The sequence below is a fragment of the Pseudomonas oryzihabitans genome, assembly GCF_007665395.1.
Classification (GTDB): Bacteria; Pseudomonadota; Gammaproteobacteria; order Pseudomonadales; family Pseudomonadaceae; genus Chryseomonas; species Chryseomonas psychrotolerans_C.
Map to the genome: position 1 here is coordinate 577,658 of NZ_VDND01000002.1, position 20,112 is coordinate 597,769.

The 20,112-nt window shown below is 68.0% G+C and carries 19 protein-coding genes; 13 read left to right on the forward strand and 6 right to left on the reverse strand.

The window, feature by feature from the left end:
* The first annotated feature begins 28 nt into the window (after positions 1 to 28).
* Entirely contained in the window at positions 29 to 973 is a 945-nt protein-coding gene (locus FSV73_RS06585) for a SphA family protein (protein WP_145005627.1), read from the forward strand.
* 159 nt (positions 974 to 1,132) lie between these two features.
* Here FSV73_RS06585 and FSV73_RS06590 read toward each other — a convergent pair whose 3' ends face one another.
* Entirely contained in the window at positions 1,133 to 1,618 is a 486-nt protein-coding gene (locus FSV73_RS06590; RefSeq protein WP_145005629.1) for a DUF4124 domain-containing protein, read from the reverse strand.
* Positions 1,619 to 1,798: 180 nt separating this feature from the next.
* Between FSV73_RS06590 and lpxO the strand changes: the two genes are divergently transcribed.
* The 4 genes from lpxO (at position 1,799) to FSV73_RS06610 (ending at position 7,924) form a co-directional block, all read left to right on the forward strand.
* Positions 1,799 to 2,698 carry a lipid A hydroxylase LpxO gene (lpxO, locus tag FSV73_RS06595; RefSeq protein ID WP_145005631.1) on the forward strand — a complete coding sequence of 300 codons (900 nt, stop codon included), beginning with the start codon at positions 1,799 to 1,801 and terminating at the stop codon, positions 2,696 to 2,698.
* Between the two features lie 123 nt (positions 2,699 to 2,821).
* Positions 2,822 to 3,436 (forward strand): translesion DNA synthesis-associated protein ImuA, encoded by a 615-nt coding sequence (gene imuA, locus FSV73_RS06600; protein ID WP_145005634.1) that lies wholly within the window; start codon positions 2,822 to 2,824, stop codon positions 3,434 to 3,436.
* 7 nt (positions 3,437 to 3,443) lie between these two features.
* The gene (locus FSV73_RS06605; RefSeq protein WP_145005636.1) at positions 3,444 to 4,853 is read left to right on the forward strand and encodes a Y-family DNA polymerase; all 1,410 of its coding nucleotides are present in this window, start codon (positions 3,444 to 3,446) and stop codon (positions 4,851 to 4,853) included.
* Positions 4,850 to 7,924 (forward strand): error-prone DNA polymerase, encoded by a 3,075-nt coding sequence (locus FSV73_RS06610; protein ID WP_145006208.1) that lies wholly within the window; start codon positions 4,850 to 4,852, stop codon positions 7,922 to 7,924. Before FSV73_RS06605 ends, FSV73_RS06610 begins: the two co-directional genes overlap by 4 nt.
* 107 nt (positions 7,925 to 8,031) lie before the next feature.
* On the opposite strand, the gene FSV73_RS06615 is transcribed toward FSV73_RS06610, so the two are convergent.
* From FSV73_RS06615 to FSV73_RS06625, 3 genes are all read right to left on the reverse strand, one after another.
* Positions 8,032 to 8,304, reverse strand: coding sequence for an HU family DNA-binding protein (locus tag FSV73_RS06615; RefSeq protein ID WP_007159052.1), 273 nt, complete (start codon positions 8,302 to 8,304; stop codon positions 8,032 to 8,034).
* A gap of 254 nt (positions 8,305 to 8,558) precedes the next feature.
* Positions 8,559 to 8,930: a YkgJ family cysteine cluster protein gene (locus tag FSV73_RS06620; protein ID WP_145005639.1), complete on the reverse strand. Its 372-nt coding sequence runs from the start codon at positions 8,928 to 8,930 to the stop codon at positions 8,559 to 8,561.
* A 105-nt stretch (positions 8,931 to 9,035) separates the two neighbouring features.
* Positions 9,036 to 9,944 carry a LysR family transcriptional regulator gene (locus FSV73_RS06625; protein WP_145005642.1) on the reverse strand — a complete coding sequence of 303 codons (909 nt, stop codon included), beginning with the start codon at positions 9,942 to 9,944 and terminating at the stop codon, positions 9,036 to 9,038.
* A 99-nt stretch (positions 9,945 to 10,043) separates the two neighbouring features.
* Between FSV73_RS06625 and FSV73_RS06630 the strand changes: the two genes are divergently transcribed.
* Together FSV73_RS06630 and FSV73_RS06635 are read left to right on the forward strand one after the other, a co-directional pair.
* On the forward strand, positions 10,044 to 10,442 hold the full coding sequence (locus FSV73_RS06630) for a DoxX family protein (protein WP_145005645.1): 399 nt from the start codon (positions 10,044 to 10,046) through the stop codon (positions 10,440 to 10,442).
* Positions 10,443 to 10,467: 25 nt separating this feature from the next.
* Positions 10,468 to 11,244, forward strand: coding sequence for a DODA-type extradiol aromatic ring-opening family dioxygenase (locus FSV73_RS06635; RefSeq protein ID WP_145005648.1), 777 nt, complete (start codon positions 10,468 to 10,470; stop codon positions 11,242 to 11,244).
* Positions 11,245 to 11,334: 90 nt separating this feature from the next.
* Here the strand turns inward: FSV73_RS06635 and FSV73_RS06640 are convergent, their stop codons facing one another.
* The gene (locus tag FSV73_RS06640; protein ID WP_145005651.1) at positions 11,335 to 11,928 is read right to left on the reverse strand and encodes a Yip1 family protein; all 594 of its coding nucleotides are present in this window, start codon (positions 11,926 to 11,928) and stop codon (positions 11,335 to 11,337) included.
* Positions 11,929 to 12,219: 291 nt separating this feature from the next.
* Between FSV73_RS06640 and hpxO the strand changes: the two genes are divergently transcribed.
* From hpxO to FSV73_RS06655, 3 genes are all read left to right on the forward strand, one after another.
* Positions 12,220 to 13,377, forward strand: coding sequence for an FAD-dependent urate hydroxylase HpxO (gene hpxO, locus FSV73_RS06645; protein ID WP_145005654.1), 1,158 nt, complete (start codon positions 12,220 to 12,222; stop codon positions 13,375 to 13,377).
* Positions 13,378 to 13,480: 103 nt separating this feature from the next.
* A complete protein-coding gene (locus FSV73_RS06650) occupies positions 13,481 to 14,497 on the forward strand; it encodes an ABC transporter substrate-binding protein (protein ID WP_145005657.1) in 1,017 nt (338 codons plus the stop codon).
* Positions 14,498 to 14,756: 259 nt separating this feature from the next.
* Positions 14,757 to 15,539, forward strand: coding sequence for a phosphate/phosphite/phosphonate ABC transporter substrate-binding protein (locus FSV73_RS06655; protein WP_145005660.1), 783 nt, complete (start codon positions 14,757 to 14,759; stop codon positions 15,537 to 15,539).
* 722 nt (positions 15,540 to 16,261) lie between these two features.
* On the opposite strand, the gene FSV73_RS06660 is transcribed toward FSV73_RS06655, so the two are convergent.
* Positions 16,262 to 17,116: an MBL fold metallo-hydrolase gene (locus tag FSV73_RS06660; protein ID WP_145005663.1), complete on the reverse strand. Its 855-nt coding sequence runs from the start codon at positions 17,114 to 17,116 to the stop codon at positions 16,262 to 16,264.
* 321 nt (positions 17,117 to 17,437) lie between these two features.
* On the opposite strand from FSV73_RS06660, the gene FSV73_RS06665 reads away from it, so the two are divergent.
* From FSV73_RS06665 to FSV73_RS06675, 3 genes are read left to right on the forward strand one after another with little or no spacing between them, the layout of a single operon-like run.
* A complete protein-coding gene (locus FSV73_RS06665; RefSeq protein WP_145005666.1) occupies positions 17,438 to 18,397 on the forward strand; it encodes an ABC transporter substrate-binding protein in 960 nt (319 codons plus the stop codon).
* Between the two features lies 1 nt (position 18,398).
* Positions 18,399 to 19,250, forward strand: coding sequence for an ABC transporter permease (locus tag FSV73_RS06670; RefSeq protein WP_145005669.1), 852 nt, complete (start codon positions 18,399 to 18,401; stop codon positions 19,248 to 19,250).
* Positions 19,247 to 20,062, forward strand: coding sequence for a quaternary amine ABC transporter ATP-binding protein (locus tag FSV73_RS06675; RefSeq protein ID WP_145005672.1), 816 nt, complete (start codon positions 19,247 to 19,249; stop codon positions 20,060 to 20,062). The genes FSV73_RS06670 and FSV73_RS06675 overlap by 4 nt, the downstream gene beginning before the upstream one ends.
* Positions 20,063 to 20,112 lie beyond the last annotated feature (50 nt).

The following is a 20,112-nucleotide window of genomic DNA, read 5'->3' on the forward strand; positions in this document are numbered from 1 at the left end:
CAACAAGAACAATTCCCAGGATGACGTCATGCGCAAGATCGCGAGTCTCGCTCTGCTGGCTGCGGCCAGCGGCTGTTCCAGCCTGGCCCAGGCCTACGACCTGCCCGGCCTGAACCTCGGCTCCACCAGTTTCTACGACGGCGCGCCTGCGCCGGACGGCCCCGGCTGGTACTGGGAGGAATATCTCCTCTACGGCAAGACCAGTCGCTTCAACGACCAGGATGGGCGCAAGCTGCCACTGCCCAAGCAGGACCTGACCACCTTCGCGCCGGTCAGTCAGCTGATTTATGTCGGCCAGCCGCTGGCCAACGGCGCCATGCCCGGCTTCACCGCCATCCTGCCCTGGCTGGCCCATGCCGAGGTCGACGACGGCCTCGGCGGCCAGGCCCTGAGTGCCCGCGAAGGGCTGGGGGACCTCACCCTGGGCGCCTTCCTGCAGCTGCCCACCACCACCAGGCCCGATGGCGGCCCGCGCTGGGCACAGCGCATCGAGGCCGAGATCGTCGCGCCCACCGGTCGCTACGACCGCGACCGGGCGATCAACCCGGGCAGCAACTTCTGGTCCTTCAACCCCTACTACGCCACCACCTATTGGCTGACCCCCCAGTGGTCGGTCACCGGACGCTTCTGGTACCTGTGGAACGGCAAGAACGACCAGCCGCTGCGCAGCTTCGGCGCCGTGTCCGACACCCAGGCCGGCCAGGCGGTGCATGCCAACTTCGCCACCCAATACGCGCTGAACGACCGGCTCAGCATCGGCCTGAGCGGCTACTGGCTCAAGCAGATCACCGATACCCAGGCGGATGGGCATGACGTCAGCGGACGCCGCGAGAAGGTCTGGGCCTGGGGGCCGGGTTTCACCTATGCCTTCTCCAGGCGGAACCTGATCACCTTCAACAGCTACTTCGAGCAGGATGCCGAGAACCGCACCGAGGGGCGCAAGTTCGTCGTCAACTTCCTGCACAAACTCTAGTGGGGTGGTGCAGACGTTCGCACAGGCATTGGCGAGTGGTCTCTTGGTCCTGAGTGAGCGCCACGCCGGGTCGTGGCAGGGCCATGGCGAGGAGTGGCGACGCCGCGAGGCGCGAAGAATTGCCGCCAGGATCGTCTGGATGACGTCTGAAACACCGCGCTAGCGATCGATCGGGATGCCCCGGTTCGGCGGCGGCGGAGGTGCCGGCGGCTGGGGCTGCGCGGCCTGGGGATGGGGCACCATGTGCCAGGTCTCGTCGCGTGGACGGCGCTCGATGTAGATCGGCACCGGCTGGTAGAGGATGCCGGAGCCGCGCACCTCGGTCTGCTGGCGCGAGCTGGAGGAGGACGACGAACCGCCGACTACGGTGATGTCGTCGACCGGACGCTGGCGGCTGGAGGCGGGCGCCGGCATCACGGTGACCTCGCGCGGCGCCGTGGCCGGAGCCGGCGTGGCGGGCCTGGGGGGCGGCGTGAAGCCGTTGCTGTCGGGCAGGCTCTGCAGCGGGATGGTGGTGATCTGGCTGGCGGAGGGGCAGGCACCCTGGGTATAGGTCGTCCGGCCTTGGTCGTCCACGCACTTGTAGACGTCCTGGGCGGCCACCACGCCGCTCGCGAGCAGCAGGCCATAGAGCAACGAACGCATGATGAGGCCCTCCGGGCACTCGAATTGTCACCTGCAGGATACAAGATGGCCGCCACGGCTCCCAGGGCCATGCGGCCTTACTTCGCCTGGCTTCAGCTAATGGTCAGACTGTAAAGACTAGGCCAGGCTGGACGTGAGGCGTATAACATCCTGATACATTCGAATTCAGGACAGCGACGCGTGAAGTGGTTCGTTATCGGCGGTTTTTTTCTCTGTGTCTTGTATGTGCATCTGCGTGGCCGGGTGCGCCATCGTTTCCTGCGTCAGCTGAGTGACCACTCGACCTTCCTGGCCCCGCTCAATACCTTCATGTTCCTGACCTCGCGGGTGCCCAACGAGCCCTACCACGAGGTGGAGCGCTTTCCCGAACTTCAGGTGCTGCAGGACAACTGGCAGCTTATCCGCGACGAGGCGCTGGCCCTGCTGCGCGCCGGCCAGATCAAGAAATCCGCCGAGCACAACGACGCCGGCTTCAACTCCTTCTTCAAGAGTGGCTGGAAGCGCTTCTACCTGAAGTGGTACGGCGACAGCCACCCCTCCGCCCTGCAGCTCTGCCCGCGCACCACCGAATTGCTGCGGGGCATCGGCACGGTCAAGGCGGCCATGTTCGCCGAACTGCCGCCGGGCTCGCGGCTGGTGCGCCATCGCGATCCCTACGGCGGCTCCCTGCGCTATCACCTGGGGCTGGCCACGCCCAACGATCCGCGCTGCTTCATCGAGGTGGACGGCCAGCGCTATCACTGGCGTGATGGCCAGGCGGTGGTGTTCGACGAAACCTTCATCCACTACGCCGAGAACACCACCGACCAGGATCGCATCATCCTGTTCTGCGACGTGGAGCGTCCGCTGCGCTATCGCTGGGCCGGGGCCTTCAATCGCTGGGTCAGCGGCACCCTGCTGGCCGCGGCGGCCTCGCCCAATGACGACAGCGACAAGATCGGTGGCCTCAACCGCGCCTTCAAGCATCTCTACCGCATCCGCCAGCGGGGCAAGGCGCTGAAGAAGCGCAATCGCTTCCGCTATTACCTCGAGCAGTGGCTGCTGCTGGCCGCCCTGGTCGGGGTGGTGATCTGGATCTAGCGGATCCTTTTCCGCCCCTGGGGTAGCGGTTCGACTTGACCGCAACGCGAATCGCCTCTAATACTGTATGCATATACAGACAGAGGCGATGGCCATGGACAACACCCCCGCAGGTTCGCCGGCATGAGCGGCAACGCCGGCCTGGCCCGGCTGTTCGAGGAGCGGCGTCTCTGGAAGGGGCAGGCCAGCCCCGAGGCCCGGCGCAGCCGCCAGCCCACCGGCGTCGCGGCGCTGGATGCCCATCTGCCCGGCGCGGGGTGGCCCGAGGCGGCCCTGACCGAGGTGCTGCTCGCCGGGCCCGGCCAGGGTGAGTTGCGCCTGCTCTGGCCGACCCTGGCGCGATTGAGTCAGGCCGCCGAACGCATCGCCCTCATCGGTCCCCCGCTGCTGCCCTATGCTCTGGCCTGGCAGGCGGCGGGCGTGGCGCTGGAGTCCCTGGTGGTGATCCGCGCCCAGGGCGCCGAGGTGCTCTGGGCGGCCGAGCAATGCCTGCGCTCGGGCTGTTTCGGGGCGGTGCTCTGCTGGCCCGAGCGGGCCGACGATCGTCAGTTGCGCCGTTTGCAGGTCGCCGCCGAAAGCGGCCGCACCCTGGCCTTCGCCCTGCGTCCGGCCGCTGCCCTGGGCAATCCGTCACCGGCCGCCTTGCGGCTGGAGCTCAAGGCGCCCCTCGAACGGCTGCACGTCCACAAGTGCCGGGGTGGTCAACCCGGCGTGCTCAGCCTGGCCGGCGGCGCTTGAGCTTGCCATGCGTTGGGCCTGCATCCTCTTTCCGCAGCTGGCGCTGGACGCCGTGCTGCGCCGCCATCCACAGCCGGAGCGGCCGCTGGTGCTGCTCTCCGGACCGCCCCAGCGCCGCCTGCTGCAGGCGGTCAATCCCGCCGCGCGGGCCCTGGGGCTGCGCCCCGGCCTGACGCTGGCCGCCGCCCAGGCGCTGACCCGCGACTTCGAGCAGCAGGAGCACGATCCGGCGCTCATCGAGACCGCCGAGGCGCTGCTGGCGGCCTGGGGGTATGGCTTCAGCTCCCAGGTCAGCCGCCACTATCCCCGGGCCCTGCTGCTGGAGGTGCAGTCCAGCCTGCCGCTGCTGGGTCCTTGGCCGCGGCTGGAGCGGCGCCTGCGCCAGGAGCTCGAGGCTCTGGGCTTTCGCCATCGCCTGGCGCTGGCGCCCAATCCGGTGGCGGCGCGGATGCTGACCAACGTGGCCGACGGCCTGGCCGCCTCCCTGGACGACCTGCCGGGTCTGCTCGACCGCCTGCCCGTGGAGCGGGCCGGGTTCGTCCCCCAGCAAGCCCAGGCGCTGGCCCGCATGGGCATTCGCCGGCTGGAGCAGTTGCAGGCGCTGCCGCGGGCCGCCCTGGCCCGGCGCTTCGCCCCGGAGCTGCTGCAACAGCTGGATCTGCTGCGTGGCAGTCGCAGCCTGGCACTGGAGTTCTACCGGCCGCCCGATCGTTTCGTGGCGCGGGTCGAACTCAATTTCGAGGTCGAGTCCCACCAGGCGCTGCTGTTCCCGCTGCGCCGCCTCACCGCCGACCTGGCCGCCTGGCTGGCCAGTCGCGACCGCGGCGTGCAGCGTTTCCTGCTGTGGCTGGAGCATCGCCAGGGCCCGGCCACGACGCTCACCATAGGGCTGCTGGCCCCCGAGCGCGATGCCGCTCTGCTGTTCGAATTCGCCCGCGGCCGGCTCGAACAGCTGCAGGTGGTGGCGCCGGTCCTGGCGCTGCGCCTGGAAAGCGAAGAGTTGCCGCTGTTCGTGCCCGAGCGCCATGGCCTGTTCGATGAACGACCGGCCCAGGCGGTGGGCTGGGAGGTGTTGCGCGAGCGGCTGCGCGCCCGGCTGGGCGAGGATGCCGTACTCGGCCTCGGCATCCAGGCGGATCATCGACCCGAGCGCGCCCTGGTCTGGCGCCACGCAGGCCGCCTGGACAGCAGGCTGCCCGGCTTGCGTCCGGGCTGGCTGCTGAGCGAACCGCGCTCGCTCGAGGGGCAACCGCGGCGGGTGCTCGCCGGTCCCGAACGTATCGAGAGCGGCTGGTGGGACGGCGGTGACCAGCGCCGTGACTACTATCGCATCGAGGTGGCCGATGGCCGCCAGGCCTGGGCCTTCCGACGTTACGGCGAAGAGGAGCCCTGGTGGATCCAGGGCTGGTTCGCATGAGCGGCTATGCCGAATTGCATTGCCTGTCGAACTTCAGCTTCCAGCGTGGCGCCTCCAGCGCCCTCGAGTTGTTCGAGCGGGCCAAGGCACTGGGCTACCAGGCACTGGCCATCACCGACGAATGCACCCTGAGCGGTATCGTCCGCGCCTGGCAGGCGGCGCGGCAGATCGGCTTGCCCCTGATCGTCGGCAGCGAGCTGATCCTCGACGACGACCTGCACCTGGTGCTGCTGGTAGCGGACCTGCAGGGCTACGAAAGCCTCTGCGCCCTGATCACCCGGGCGCGCCGCCGCGCGCCCAAGGGCCGCTACCAGTTGGGTCGCGCGGATCTGCAGCAGCCCTTGCCCGGATTGCTGGCGATCTGGCTACCCAGCGGCGAACCCGCGCCCGAGGAGGGCGCCTGGCTCAAGACGGTCTTCGCCGAACGCCTCTGGCTTGGCGTCGAATTGCTGCGCGGCGCCGACGACGCCGCCCGACTCAGGCAGCTGCAGGCGCTGGGCAGGCAACTGGGCGTGCCGCCAGTGGCCTGCGGCGATGTGCATATGCACACCCGCGGCCGCCGTGCCCTGCAGGATGTGCTCACCGGCATCCGCCATCACCTGCCGGTGGCCGAGGCCGGCTATCGCCTGCATCCCAACGGCGAGCGTCATCTGCGGTCACTGGCGATGCTCGAAGACCTCTATCCTGCGGCGCTGCGCGCCGAAACCCTGGCCATCGCCGCCCGCTGCCGCTTCGATCTCGGCGAGCTGCGCTACCACTATCCCCATGAGGTGGTACCGGCGGGCGAGACGGCGCGTTCCTGGCTCGCCGAGCTGACCCGCCGCGGCCTGGCCTGGCGCTGGCCGGCAGGGGTCCCCGACGAGGTCGCCGGCAAGGTGGTCGGGGAGCTGGCGCTGATCGCCGAGAAGGGCTACGAGAACTACTTTCTCACCGTGCACGACATCGTCGACTACGCCCGCCGCCAGCACATCCTCTGCCAGGGCCGGGGTTCGGCGGCCAATTCCATCGTCTGCTACGTCCTGGGCATCACCGAGTTGAATCCGCTCACCAGCAACCTGCTGTTCGAGCGCTTCATCTCCCGCGAGCGCGACGAGCCACCGGACATCGACGTCGATTTCGAGCACGAGCGGCGCGAAGAGGTCATCCAATACGTCTTTCGCCGCTATGGCCGGGAGCGGGCCGCGCTCACCGCGGTGGTCAGCACCTATCACGCCGCCGGTGCCCTGCGTGACGTCGGCAAGGCGCTGGGGCTGCCGGGCGATCAGCTCGATGCCCTGTCCGGTTGCGCCGGTCGCTGGACCGACGAGATCCCGGGGCCGCAGCGCCTGCGCGAAGCGGGATTCGCGCCGGACAGTCCGCTGTTGCAGCGGGTGCTGGTCCTCGCCGGCCAGTTGATCGGCTTTCCCCGGCATCTCTCCCAGCATCCCGGTGGCTTCGTCATCTCCGAGGCGCCCCTGGCCAGTCTGGTGCCGGTGGAAAACGCCGCCATGCCCGAGCGCACCCTGATCCAGTGGGACAAGGACGACCTCGATGCCGTGGGCCTGCTCAAGGTCGACGTCCTGGCCCTCGGCATGCTCAGTGCCCTGCGCCGCTGCTTCGACCTGGTCGCCGACTGGCGTGGCCAGCGCTGGACCCTGGCCAGCCTGCCCCAGGAAGATGCGCCCACCTACGCCATGATCTCGCGTGCCGATACCGTGGGGGTGTTCCAGATCGAGTCGCGCGCCCAGATGGCCATGCTGCCGCGGCTCAGGCCCAGGACCCTCTACGACCTGGTGATCGAGGTGGCCATCGTGCGGCCCGGTCCCATCCAGGGCGACATGGTGCATCCCTACCTGCGCCGCCGGAACGAGGAAGAGGTGGCGGACTATCCCCATGACGAATTGCGCCCGGCGCTGGAACGCACCCTGGGGGTGCCACTGTTCCAGGAGCAGGTGATGCAGATCGCCACCATCGCTGCCAAATACACTCCAGGTGAGGCCGACCAGTTGCGGCGCTCCATGGCCGCCTGGAAGCGCCATGGCGGCCTAGAGCCCCATCGCCAGCGGCTGCACAACGAGATGGTCGCGCGCGGCTATAAACCGGAATTCGCCGCGCGGCTCTTCGAGCAGATCAAGGGCTTCGGCAGCTACGGCTTTCCCGAGTCCCATGCCGCCAGCTTCGCCCTGCTGACCTATGCCAGTTCCTGGCTCAAGTGCCATGAGCCGGCCGCCTTCGCCTGCGCCCTGGTGAACAGTTGGCCCATGGGTTTCTACAGCCCGGACCAGGTGCTGCAGGATGCCCGCCGCCATGGTATCGAGGTGCGCGCGGTGAGCGTGCAGTCCAGCAACTGGGACTGCCGGCTGGAGGCGAGTACCGGCCCGCAGCCGGCGATCCGGCTCGGACTGCGCCTGGTGCAGGGCCTGGCGGAGCAGGCGGGGCGCCGGTTAGTGGCGGTGCGGGGCGTGCAGCCCTTTCGCGACGTCGAGGACCTTTGCCGACGGGCCGACCTGGACGCCCGGGCCCGCGGGCAACTGGCCGAGGCCGGCGCCCTGGCGGAGCTGGCCGGGGATCGCCACCAGGCGCGCTGGGCCATGGCCGGGGTGGAGCGCCAGTTACCCTTGTTCGAGACGGCGCCCAGCGTCGCGGAAGAGCGCCCGGCCTTGCCCGCGCCCAGCGTCGCCGAGGAGGTCCACGCCGACTATCGCATGCTGGGCACCACCCTCGGTCCGCATCCGCTGACCTTGCTGCGCGGCGAACTGCAGGCGCGGCGCTGCCGGGATTTCAGCCAGCTGGCAGAGGTCACGCCGGGAGCCCTGGTGCGGGTGGCGGGCCTGGTGCGCGGGCGGCAGCGACCGGGCACGGCCAGCGGGGTGATCTTCGTGACCCTGGAAGACGAGCACGGCATGCTCAACGTGGTGGTCTGGCGCGCGGTGGGCGAGCAGCAACGACGACCGCTATTGCAAGCACGGCTGCTACAGGTCGAGGGACATCTGGAGCGGGAGGCGGGAGTCCAGCACCTGATCGCCGGCCGGCTGACCGACCTGAGTCCACTGCTCGACGAATTACTGGTGTCGAGTCGGGATTTTCACTAGCAGGCAAGCTTGGAGCGGCGGGAGGAGGGGACGGGCAGGTGGAGCGGGGGGACTGTCTTCCGAAGCGCTCTGGAGCGCCCGGAAGACAAGAATCGACCAACGCAGTCTTAGCTGACGGCGTCTTTCAGGCCTTTGCCGGGCTTGAAGCCGGGCAGCTTGGCAGCGGCGATCTTGATGGTGGCACCGGTCTGCGGGTTACGGCCTTCGCGAGCAGCGCGCTCTTTCACTGCGAAAGTTCCGAAACCGACCAGGCTAACGCTGTCGCCTTGCTTCAGGGCGTCGGTCACCGCAGTGGTGAAGGCGTCCAGGGCTTTGGCAGCGGTGGCCTTGGGCAGGTCGGCAGACGCGGCAATGGCGTCGATCAGCTCAGCTTTATTCATGTAAAAACTCCATGTGTGAGTATTGGCCCGGCAGTATAGCGGCAGCTTTGCCTTGCGTAGAGCCTTTGTGAGCCTCTACGTGGCCGGTTGAAGCAGCCTTGTTGTTCGGCGCTACAGGATACGCATAGCGGACGAAAGAACGATAGGGTATTCGATCACGCAGGGGCGTGAAAACCTGATCCGCACTGCATTTTCCACGCTTCTCAGCCCAACCGTCGCCTTTTTGGGCAGCGCTGAGGGCCGTTTGGTTTCGTCTAGGCGACCCGGTTCGGTGAAAGATGAGGTTCCAGGGGTGGGGTCAGGGGCGGCAGCCCATAGGCGGCCCGGGCGGCGTCGCAGTGCGCGTTGGGCGCGCCATCTTCCCAGGCGGCGGTGAAGTCGCGGCAGGTACTCGAACGCTGCTCGTAGATGGTGCAGCGGGTACCGCAGCCCACCTCGCCCAGCAGCGCCGCGCAGCGTACCGGCTTCTGCTCGGTGCCCTGCATGGCCGCCAGGTGCGGACTCACCGCGACGGTCAGGTTATCCGGCACCAGGCCGCCTGCCGACTGGCATTCACCCCAATAGAAAGACACGCGGAAATGGGCGCAGCAGGCGCCGCAGCTGAGGCAAGGATTCTCGGTCGACATGCACCAACACCATCGCAGGAACCGGCCAGGCCGGCGGGATGAGCGCGGATTCTAGGCAAGCGCCCGCAGGCTGCGAAGCCCCGGCGATGACCGTTCGGCGGCGACCTACGGCAGTCTTCGGGCGTCCCCGGAGGTGACCAGATGTCGCTGCAGCCAGGCGATGAACAGCCGCACCTTGGCCGGTACCAGGCGCCGGTGTGGATAGAGCGCGTGGATGGCGATGGCCTGGGTGTGCCAGGGGACGAACAGCCGTTCCAGCCGACCGGCGGCGATGTCGTCGCCGACCAGGAAATCCGGCTGGCGCAGGATGCCGTGGCCGTCCAGCGCCGCCTGGTGCAGGACACTGCCATTGTTGGCGCGCAGCTGGCCGGTCACCCTGACCTGGACACGTTCCTCGCCGCGCTGGAATCCCCAGACATCCCCGTCGCTGGCATAGCTGTAGAGCAGGCAGCGATGCTGGGCGAGCGCGCTGGGATGGTCCGGCCGGCCGTGGCGCTGCAGGTAGCCGGGCGCCGCGCACACGAACAACTCCACCGCGCCCAGCGGCTGGGCGATGAGGCTGGAGTCACCCAGCTCACCGATGCGCACGGCCAGATCGAAGCCTTCCTCGACCAGCCGCACCTGCCGATCGCTGAGTTCCAGGTCGATGGCGACCTCCGGGTACTCGTGCAGGAAGCTGCTGACCAGGGGCGCCAGGTGCCGGACGCCGAAGGTGAGGGGCGCACTGACCCTGAGCCGTCCCCGCGGCCGTTCGTGACCTTCCTGCAGGCGCTGTTCCAGGGCGTCCAGGTCGCCCAGCAGCGGGACGATGCCTTCATGGAGGGTGCGGCCGGCCTCGGTCAGGCTCAGGGTGCGGGTGGTGCGCTGCAGCAGCCGGGTGCCGTAGTGCCGCTCCAGGGCCGCCAGGTGCTTGGTAAGCGCCGAGCGCGACAGCTCCAGGCGCTCGGCCGCGGCGGTCAGGCTGCCCAGTTCGACGATCTTGATGAAGGCCTGCAATGACTTGAGGGTATCCACGGATTGTTTCCATTTCGTGCGCAGTGCATGCCCAGATTGCCGGTTTATTGTTTTTCTGGAAACAGGAGAATGGCGTCATCCACCTCATCGAGAATCCTCATGACCGCCAACACCTCTCCCTATGCCGCCCTGTTGCTGCGCCTCGCCCTCGGCACCATGTTCCTCGCCCATGGCCTCACCAAGCTGCTGGTCTTCACCCTGCCTGGCACGGCGGGATTCTTCGCCTCGGTAGGCTTCCCCGGCTGGCTGGCCTATCCGGTCACCTTTTTCGAGCTGGGTGCCGGTATCCTGCTGATCCTGGGCGCCTGGGTACGCCCCGTCGCCGCCGTCGCCGCCGTCCAGCTGTTCGTCGCGGCTACCGTGCACTTCGGCAATGGCTGGTCCTTCACCAGTCCCCACGGCGGCTGGGAGTATCCGGTCTTCCTCGCCGTGACCGCTGCGGCCCTGGCCCTGCTGGGGGCGGGTCGGCCATCCTGGGATGCGCGCAAGCCTTCCTGATCATCATCCACCCGAGGGCATCGCCATGTCGCTTCCCACCTTGTTCGTTTCCCACGGTTCGCCCATGGAGGCCCTCGACGCTGGCGCGGCGGGGGACGCCTGGCGCACCCTGGGCCGGGCCCTGCCGACGCCGGCGGCCATCGTCGTGGTCTCGGCGCATTTCGATACCCGGGTGCCGCTGTTCGGCAGCGCCGCCCGGCCTGCCATCATCCATGACTTCTATGGCTTTCCCGAAGCCCTCTACCGCCTGGATTATCCCGCCCCGGGTGCGCCCGTGCTGGCCGAGCGCCTGGCCCAGGGGCTGCGCGAGCAAGGCTGGGAGGCCCAGACGGGCGAGCAGGGCCTGGACCACGGGGCCTGGGTACCGCTGCGCTATCTGTTTCCGGACGCGCAGATTCCGGTGATCCCGCTGTCGATGAGCGCGGCGCGGGGGCCGGAGTACCATTACGCCCTGGGCCAGGCCCTGGCCGCGGTGCTGCCCGCGGACACCTTGCTGATCGGCTCGGGCAGCCTGACCCACAACCTCGGCGATTTCCGCCGCGGAGGCGGGGCCTCGCCGGCCTACGTCGGGGACTTCCAGCAATGGATCCAGGCTCGCTTGCGCGAGCGCGACGTGGACGCCTTGCTGGACTACCGGCGCCAGGCACCCCAGGCCCGCCAGGCGCATCCCACCGACGAGCACCTGCTGCCGCTGTTCGTCGCCCTGGGCGCCGCGGATCCCGCCGGGACCTTCAGCATCCATCACGACGGCATCGCCCACCGCATCCTGGCGATGGACCTGTACGGCTTCTCCCGTCACTAGCCGAAGGCGCAAATAGAAAGCCCGGATCTCTTGGTGAGCCGGGCTTTCGGTCTTATCACGTCGCCATTGGCCGCTGGCGAACGCCTTTGATCAACCAAACAGCCCCGGCCCATAGCCCCACATCAGCACCGTGGTCGCCATCAGCACCTCCAGCACCAGCACCCCGATGGCCAGGGTGGAGCCGGACATGATGAAGCCTTCCCGCTCGTCGATGTTGAGGAACGACGGGATGCCGGTATAGAGCAGGTAGGCCGAATAGGCCAGGCCGACGATGGCGGCGATGGCGCACAGCCATACCAGCGGATAGAAGCCCACAAGGCCACTGATGAGCATGGGCGTGGCCACGTAGCCGGCGAAGAGAATGCACCGATTGGCACTGGGGCGATCCGGATAGCGCCGCGCCAGCCAGTGGATCACGTGCCCCATGGCCACCACCGCGGCCATGATCAGCGCATAGCTGATGACCGCCAGCACCACCGCCGTGGGCAGGTCCAGTACATGGGCCTCGCTACCGCCGAAGCGCCAACCGAAGGTAGTGGTGCCGACCAGCGACGCCACCACCGGAATCGCCGCCAGGAAGGCGACATGGTGGGCAAAGAAATGCCCGACGGTTTCCCCTTCGCGACGAATCTGTTGCCACTCGCGATCGGGATGGGCCAGCAGGCCCCAGACATGATTGATCATGATCCTGCTCCTCACCCGCTGTGGTCGCCGCACGCGGGCCTCTAGATGATGGCGAACGCTGGACTGACGCCTCTGGCGACTACCTTATGAGTATAGAAGGGCTCTGGAATGCGTCATGGCAGCCGACGAAGGGCAGCCTGCTCCGTAACGAAGCGACGAGAGGTCAGGAGGCACCAGCCTGGTGCGTGTTTTCATTGAATCCGCACCGGCGCCGCCCCGTTGGCCAATACCTGACCACTTGGACAGGTTTTTGCTTGTCCAGGGCATCTGTTACCGCCCGTGAGGCCTGCTATGCCATCTCTAGACATCATCATCGCCGGTGCCGGCATGGGCGGTCTTACCGCGGCCCTGGCACTCCAGCAGGCCGGTCACCGGGTGCGCCTGTTCGAGCGGGCGACCGACCTGGCCCCCATAGGCGCGGCCCTGTCCGTCTGGCCCAACGGCGTCAGGGTGCTGGAGCGCCTCGGCCTGGGATCGGCCATTGCCGCGGTGAGTGGCGACATGCGCGCCATGAGCTACCACGATCATCAGGGACAATTGCTCACGCGCTTCAGCCTGCTGCCGCTCTATGAAGCCGTCGGCCGCCCGGCGCGGCCCATTGCCCGAGCCCATCTGCAGCGCCTGTTGCTGGACGCGGTCGGGGCGCAGCAGGTGACGCTGGGCGTCGGCTGCGAGGGCTTCGAGCAGGATGCCGAGGGGGTGACCGTGCAACTCAGTGACGGTCGCCGTGAGCGGGCCGATCTGCTGATCGCCGCCGACGGCACCCACTCGCGACTGCGGGATCGGGTGGTCGGGCAGTCGATCACCCGCGATTACTGCGGCTACGTGAACTGGAACGGCCGGGTGAGGATCGCCCCGGACCTCGCCGCTGAGCACGAGTGGGCGCAGTTCGTGGGTCATCACCAGCGCGTCTCGCTGATGCCCATGGGCGGTGACGAATTCTATTTCTTCTTCGATGTGCCCCTGCCCAAGGGGACGCCCAACGACCGCAGTCGCTACCGGGAAGAGCTGGCCGAGCACTTCGCCGGCTGGGCACCTCCGGTGCAGCGCCTCATCGAACGGCTGGACCCCCAGGGCGTCGCCCGGGTGGAAATCCACGATACCCGGCCGCTGCCGACCCTGGTGCGCGGTCGCGTGGCGCTGCTCGGCGACTCGGCCCATGCCATGGCGCCGGATCTGGGGCAGGGGGGCTGCCAGGCCATGGAGGATGCCTGGGTGCTGGCGCGCTGCCTGGAGGCCGACACCGATCCGCTCGCCGCGCTCCAGGCCTATGAGCAGGCCCGCCTGGAGCGGGTGGCCGGGATCGTCGAGCGGGCCCGCAAGCGCTGCGAGATCACCCATGGGCATGACCCCGAGGCCACCCAGGCCTGGTACGCCGAACTGGCCGAGGAGACCGGCGAGACGGTGATCGCCGGACTGCGCAAGACCGCCGACGGCGGCCCGCTGTGACATAGCCTGCTTTGATATGGCCAGGCGGGTGGGACAAACGGTGGCGCCGAGGGTCGAAAGGCCCACGTCCGTCGTCGCCCAAGCCTTCGTTGGAGAACCGCCCATGCGCCTGCGTCTCGCCCTGACCCTTGCCAGTTCCTTCGCCCTGGCTCCGCTAGCCTTCGCCGCCGAGAGCGGCTGCCCCTATCCGCAGACGGTGAAATTCGCCGGACCCAACTGGGAAAGCGGCATGTTCACCACCGAGGTGCTGCGCCTGCTGGTGGAAAAGGGCTACGGCTGCCAGACCGACGCCGTGCCGGGTAACACCGTGACCCTGGAGAACGCCCTGGCGCAGAACGACATCCAGGTCACCGGCGAGCAGTGGGCCGGTCGCAGCCCGGCCTGGCGCGCGGCGGAAAAGGCCGGCAAGGTCATCGCCGTCGGCGAGACGGTCAAGGGCGCCACCGAAGGCTGGTGGGTACCGGAGTACCTGGTCAAGGGCGATCCGGCCCGGGGCATCGAGGCCAAGGCACCGGACCTCAAGAGCGTGGCCGACCTGCCGCGCTACAAGGAGCTGTTCCGTGACCCGGAAGAGCCGGGCAAGGGACGCTTCCTCAATTGCCCCACCGGCTGGACCTGCGAGATCGTCAACACCCAGAAGCTCAAGGCCTACAAGCTCACCGACAGCTACACCAACTTCCGTACCGGCACCGGTCCGGCACTGGACGCCGCCATCGCTACGGCCATGCGCCGCGGTGAGCCAGTACTCTTCTACTATTGGTCGCCGACGCCGCTGATGGGCCGCTACAAGCTGGTCCAGCTGGAGGAACCGCCCTTCAGCGAGAAGGCCTGGGAGACGCTCTCGGATCCGAAGAACCCCAATCCGCTGCCGTCGCGCTCGCTGGCGCCCAAGATCACCATCGGCGTCTCCCGCGACCTGCACGACAAGGCCCCGGCGCTGGTGGGACTGTTCGAGAAGGTCGAATTCCCCCTCGACCAGTTCAACGGCATCCTCGCCGACATGGCCGAGAAGCACGAAGACGCCCAGGTGGTGGCCAAGCGCTTCCTCAAGGAGCATCCCGAGGTCTGGACGTCCTGGCTGCCGGCGGAAAACGCCGCGCGGGTGAAGGCGGCGCTCTAGGAGCCTGTTCAAAATCTCGCGAGCTAGCGCCAACCAAGGCCTAGGCGACCCCACGAAAACGCCTGAGGTAGCGGATCGAACCCGCACTCGGGCTTACGAGTGGTACAGGAGTAGTGCGCCGGGGCCGCCTAGGCGGAGCTGGCCCTCAGGGCGTTTTCAGCGTAGCTCGGCCGACGCGCAGCAGATTATGAACAGGCTCTGAGGGCCCGCCCGGGCGGTTGATGGGCGATAATGGCGGTTTCCTCTGCTGGAGCCGCCCATGGCCATCGCCGCCCTCACCATGTACGTCGAACCCGCCGAGGTAAGCGACGCCTATCGTCAACTGGCCGCTGCCGTGGCGCGCCGGCTGGGCCTTCAGCTCGAGCCCGCCCCCGAGGAGCTGCCAGCGCTCTGGAGTCATCCCGACCTGCTGCTGGCCCAGACCTGCGGCTATCCCTGGGCGACCCGCCTGCGCGGCCAGGTCCGGTTGGTGGCGGCGCCGCGCTATACCTTCGAAGGTTGCGCGGGAGCCGAGCACTGCTCCTTCATCCTGGTGCCGGAGACGCTGGAGGCCGAGACCCTGGCCGATCTGCGCGGCAAGCGGGTGGCCCTCAATGGCCTGGACTCCAACACCGGCATGAACCTGCTGCGCCACGCCGTGGCGCCCCTGGCCGAGCGTGGGCGCTTTTTCGGCGAGGTGATCGTCAGCGAAGGCCACGCCAAGAGCCTGGCCCTGTTGCAGCAGGGACATGCCGACGTGGCTGCGGTGGATGCCGTGACCTACGGCTACCTGCAGCGCGCCCAACCGGAGCGCGTCGCCGGCCTGCATCTGTTGCAGCGCACCCGCCCCAGTCCGACGCTGCCCTTCATCACCGCGGCCAGTCGTTCGGATGCGGAAGTGGAAGCCCTGCGCGCCGCCCTGAACGACAGCCTGGCCGCCGATCCTGCGCTGGCCGAAATCCTGGCCCTCGAGGGTGTCACGGCGGTGGATGAGAGCACCTACCTGCCGCTGCTGGACTGGCGGCGAGAGGCCGTGGAAAAGGGTTATCCGGTGATTGCATAAGACCTATCGCAGCCATGGCGGTCCGCCGATGCGGCCGTTTCTACGGACATCGGAACGCCGGCTGACCGCGATCCTGCTGGGGCCAATGGCGATGAACGTCTGCACGGATGGCTCCCTCTACCCTTGGGAGAGGGGTGGGGTGAGGGCGCCTCTCGCCACGAAGTCCCCAGCGGAAAAGGCTGCGCCGTTTTCCACGCTACGCCTCTACAGGGCGTAGGTTGGGTTGAGACGGCTCCCCCGTCGAAGCTCAACATCAGGGCTGAGCCTCGGATTGTTGGGCTTCGCTGTGCTCAGCCCAACCTACGGGTGCCGGCTCTTGGTGTAGGTTGGGTTGAGACGGCTTCACCGTCGAAGCCCAACATCAAGGCTGGGCCTCGGATTGTTGGGCTTCGCTGTGCTCAGCACAACCTACGGGTGCCTGCTTTAGGCGTAGGTTGGGTTGAGACGGCTCCACCGTCGAAGCCCAACATCAAGGCTGGGCCTCGGATTGTTGGGCTTCGCTGTGCTCAGCCCAACCTACGGGTGCCGGCCCTGGGTGTAGGTTGGGTTGAGGCGGCTCCACCGTCGAAGCCCAACATCAAGGCTGAGCCTCGGGTTGTTGGGCTTCGCTGTGCTCAGCCCAACCTACGGGTGCCGGCTCTTGGTGTAGGTTGGGTTGAGACGGCTCCACCGTCGAAGCCCAACATCAGGGCTGAGCCTCGGATTGTTGGGCTTCGCTGTGCTCAGCCCAACCTACGGCCGTCCTCCTCCTGCAACCGCCGCAATTCCACCAGGTCATGGCTACAGAACAGCGTCAGTCCCAGATCCTGGCGCAGGGACAATTCCCGTAGCCGAGCCTGGTTGTCCAGGCGGCTGGCGCGATCGGCTTCCATCAGCCGCTGGTAGAACCTCAGGCCAGGGGTGCAGCGGCGTTCGGGGCGGCCCATCTCGTCGCGGTAGAAGTAGGCGTCGCCCGCGTGCAGCAACCAACCCCCGTCGTGCTGGATGGCGATGCCGGCGTGACCCGGCGTGTGGCCGGGCAGGGGGATCATCAGGATCTCCGGCGGCAGGCCGGGCAGGCCGGGCAGGTCGCGCACGCTGGCGAAGCCGTGCCAGGCCTCGCCCCGGGGTTCATGGAACTGCCAATGGCGAATGCCTTGCCACTGCGCCGGACTGTAGCGACGGCGACCGATGAAGCCCTGGCGTTGCCGCTGGGCGTCCCATTCGCGCTGCAGCACATGGACCTGGGCCTGGGGAAAGTCGTCCAGTCCGCCGGCATGGTCGAAATCCAGGTGGGTCAGCACGATATGACGCACATCGCCCGGGCGGAAGCCGAGCCGGCGGATCTGCGCCAGAGCGCTGAGCTCGGGGTCGTACTGGATGCGATTCATCAGCCGGAAGAAGGGACTCAGCCGCCGCCCACGCTCCTTGAGATCGGCTTCGCCGAAGCCGGTGTCCACCAGCACCAGCCCGGCGCTGTCGGTCTCCAGCAGCAGGCAATGGCAGGCCAGGTGGGCGGCGAGGCCGCGGCTGAAACCGTCGTACAGCGACCCGCCCAGGGGGCACATGCAGCCGCAGTTGAGGTGATGGATACGCATGGCGGGCTCCGCGAGGATGACCTGCGGTAGAAGAAGCCAGGGCCGGCAAAGTTCGAGCGTAGCGGCGGTTGCCTCGCACGCTATCTAGGCCTGGTTCGACACAGGGGCTCGTGCCAGAGCGGCGGTCCGACGGAGCAGGAGGCCAGGCTTCCAGCCAGGGAGCGGACGCTGCCCAGGCGCAGCCGGAGCTTGACCCAGTGCGGATTTGCACCGGGCTGCGCCGCCAGCGGCTGAACCCAGGGCCTTCCGCGCTGACCAAGCTAGGATCGCCAGCGGACCGGCTCTGCCGCCCTGGCCCGCCCAGCGCAGACGGAGCCTTCCATGCCCATAGCCTTTCCCCGCCGTTCCCTCCTGGCCACCGGCCTGTCCCTTGGCCTGCTCGCCGCCGGTTCCGCCCAGGCGGCCGACTGGTGCGCCAGCAAGCCGGTGAAGTTCGCCGGGGTGAACTGGGAGAGTGGCATGCTGCTCACCGAGCTGATGGGCTTCGTCCTGCAGCATGGCTACGGCTGCACCATCGACAGCATTCCCGGCAACTCCATCACCCTGGAGCAGGCCCTGGGCAACGATGACATCCAGGTATTCGCCGAGGAGTGGATCGGCCGCAGCGAGGCCTGGAACAAGGCCGCCGCCGCCGGCAAGGTGGTCGGCGTGGGTGCGCCCATCGAGGGGGCCACCGAAGGCTGGTATGTGCCGCGCTACCTGGTGGAAGGCGAGGGCGCCAAGGCGCCCAAGCTGAAGAGCATCGCCGACCTGGGCCAGTACGCCGAGCTGTTCCGCGATCCGGAAGAGCCGGGCAAGGGCCGCTTCTACAACTGTCCGGCCGGCTGGACCTGCGAGCTGGAAAACACCCAGATGCTGCAGAGCTACGGCTTGACCGACAAGTACACCAACTTCCGCCCCGGCACCGGGCCGGCGCTGGATGCGGCTATCGTCTCGGCCACCAAGCGCAAGCAGCCGATCCTCACCTACTACTGGTCGCCGACACCGCTGCTGGGGCGGGTCGACATGGTCCAGCTCAAGCCGCGCGACGGCGAAGCCAAGCGCATCCAGGTGCAGGCCGGGCTGTCCAAGCCCTTCCACGATGGCGCCCCCGAACTGGTCGCCGTGTTGAGCCGAGTCAACGTGCCCATCGAGCTGCTCAACCGTACCCTGGCCGAGCAGGCCGAAGCCAAGCAGGACGCGCCCGCCGCCGCCAAGGCGCTGCTCAAGGCCCACCCCGAACTCTGGCAGGCCTGGGTGACCGACGCGGCGGCGCGCAGCAAGATCCAGGCGGCGCTCTAGGATGTTTCCCGAGAGCCTGACCTTTTCCTTCGCCGATGCGGTGAACCGTGGCGTCGACTGGCTGGTGACCCGCTACGGCGATGTCTTCCGCGCCATCTCCGACACCCTGCTGCAGGCCATCGTCTGGCTCGAAGGCCTGCTGCGCGGCACGCCCTGGTGGGCCATCCTGCTGATCGTCGCGGCCCTGGCCGGCCACGCGACCCGCCGGGTAGTACCGACGCTGGCGATCACCGGCCTGCTGTTCCTGGTGGGCGCCCTGGGGCTGTGGGACAAGCTGATGCAGACCCTGGCCTTGGTGCTGGTGGCCACCGCCATCGCCGTGGTCATCGGCGTGCCCCTGGGAATCCTTTGCGCCCGTAGTCCGCGGTTGCGGCTGGTGCTGATGCCGCTGCTGGACATCATGCAGACCATGCCCAGCTTTGTGTACCTGATCCCGGTGCTGATGCTGTTCGGCCTGGGCAAGGTACCGGCGATCTTCGCCACGGTGATCTATGCCGCGCCGCCCTTGATTCGCCTCACCGACCTGGGCATCCGCCAGGTCGACCGCGAGGTGATGGAAGCGGTCAACGCCTTCGGCGCCAGTCGCTGGCAGCAGCTGTTCGGCGTACAGCTGCCACTGGCGCTGCCGAGCATCATGGCCGGCATCAACCAGACCACCATGATGGCGCTGTCGATGGTGGTGATCGCCTCCATGATCGGCGCCCGCGGCCTCGGCGAAGAGGTGCTGGTGGGCATCCAGACCCTGGACGTGGGCAAGGGCCTGCAGGCGGGCCTGGCCATCGTCATCCTCGCCGTGGTCATCGACCGCATCACCCAGGCCTATGGTCGCCAGCGCCACGAGGTGGAGCGATGAAGATCGTCGTCGAGCGGGTCTCCAAGATCTTCGGCAAGCGCGAACAGGCGGCCCTGGCGCTGCTGCGCGAGGGGCACGACAAGACCGAGATCCTCGCCCGCACCGGTTGCGTGGTGGGGGTGGACGATCTCTCCCTGGAGATCGCCGAGGGCGAGATCTTCGTCATCATGGGCCTCTCCGGGTCCGGCAAGTCGACCCTGGTGCGCCACCTCAACCGGCTGATCGACCCGAGCAGCGGGCGCATCCTCATCGACGGCCAGGACATCCTCCAGCTGCCGCTGCCGGCGCTGCGCGAGCTGCGCCGCCAACGCATCAGCATGGTGTTCCAGAGCTTCGGCCTGTTGCCGCACCGCCGGGTGCTCGATAACGTCGCCTACGGCCTCAAGGTCCGGGGCGAGCCCAAGGCGGTCTGTCGCGAGCACGCGCTGCACTGGCTGGAGGTGGTTGGCCTGAGTGGCTATGAGCGCAAGTGGCCGCACCAGCTCTCCGGGGGCATGCGCCAGCGCGTCGGCCTGGCGCGGGCCCTGGCGGCGGATACCGAGATCATCCTGATGGACGAGGCCTTTTCCGCCCTCGATCCGCTGATTCGCGCCGAGATGCAGGAGCAACTGTTGGAGTTGCAACAGCGCCTGCACAAGACCATCGTCTTCATCACCCACGACCTGGACGAGGCGCTGCGCCTGGGCAATCGCATCGCCATCCTGCGCGACGGGCGCCTGGTGCAGGTGGGCACGCCGGCGGACATCCTCGGCCAGCCGGCCGACGACTACGTGGCGCGCTTCGTCCAGCGGCGGAACGTTGCGACAGTTTGAAACAATTGCGGCAGGGCCCTTCACGAGCATTTCACGGGGCCAAGGCTCTG

Coding starts and splice junctions, on each gene's coding strand:
- FSV73_RS06610 (WP_145006208.1), top strand. CDS start 4,850: ATGAGCGGCTATGCCGAATTGCATTGCCTGTCGAACTTCAGCTTCCAG.
- FSV73_RS06590 (WP_145005629.1), bottom strand. CDS start 1,618: ATGCGTTCGTTGCTCTATGGCCTGCTGCTCGCGAGCGGCGTGGTGGCC.
- FSV73_RS06675 (WP_145005672.1), top strand. CDS start 19,247: ATGAAGATCGTCGTCGAGCGGGTCTCCAAGATCTTCGGCAAGCGCGAA.
- imuA (WP_145005634.1), top strand. CDS start 2,822: ATGAGCGGCAACGCCGGCCTGGCCCGGCTGTTCGAGGAGCGGCGTCTC.
- FSV73_RS06630 (WP_145005645.1), top strand. CDS start 10,044: ATGACCGCCAACACCTCTCCCTATGCCGCCCTGTTGCTGCGCCTCGCC.
- FSV73_RS06665 (WP_145005666.1), top strand. CDS start 17,438: ATGCCCATAGCCTTTCCCCGCCGTTCCCTCCTGGCCACCGGCCTGTCC.
- FSV73_RS06635 (WP_145005648.1), top strand. CDS start 10,468: ATGTCGCTTCCCACCTTGTTCGTTTCCCACGGTTCGCCCATGGAGGCC.
- FSV73_RS06670 (WP_145005669.1), top strand. CDS start 18,399: ATGTTTCCCGAGAGCCTGACCTTTTCCTTCGCCGATGCGGTGAACCGT.
- FSV73_RS06605 (WP_145005636.1), top strand. CDS start 3,444: ATGCGTTGGGCCTGCATCCTCTTTCCGCAGCTGGCGCTGGACGCCGTG.
- FSV73_RS06650 (WP_145005657.1), top strand. CDS start 13,481: ATGCGCCTGCGTCTCGCCCTGACCCTTGCCAGTTCCTTCGCCCTGGCT.
- FSV73_RS06640 (WP_145005651.1), bottom strand. CDS start 11,928: ATGATCAATCATGTCTGGGGCCTGCTGGCCCATCCCGATCGCGAGTGG.
- FSV73_RS06585 (WP_145005627.1), top strand. CDS start 29: ATGCGCAAGATCGCGAGTCTCGCTCTGCTGGCTGCGGCCAGCGGCTGT.
- FSV73_RS06620 (WP_145005639.1), bottom strand. CDS start 8,930: ATGTCGACCGAGAATCCTTGCCTCAGCTGCGGCGCCTGCTGCGCCCAT.
- hpxO (WP_145005654.1), top strand. CDS start 12,220: ATGCCATCTCTAGACATCATCATCGCCGGTGCCGGCATGGGCGGTCTT.
- FSV73_RS06615 (WP_007159052.1), bottom strand. CDS start 8,304: ATGAATAAAGCTGAGCTGATCGACGCCATTGCCGCGTCTGCCGACCTG.
- FSV73_RS06655 (WP_145005660.1), top strand. CDS start 14,757: ATGGCCATCGCCGCCCTCACCATGTACGTCGAACCCGCCGAGGTAAGC.
- FSV73_RS06660 (WP_145005663.1), bottom strand. CDS start 17,116: ATGCGTATCCATCACCTCAACTGCGGCTGCATGTGCCCCCTGGGCGGG.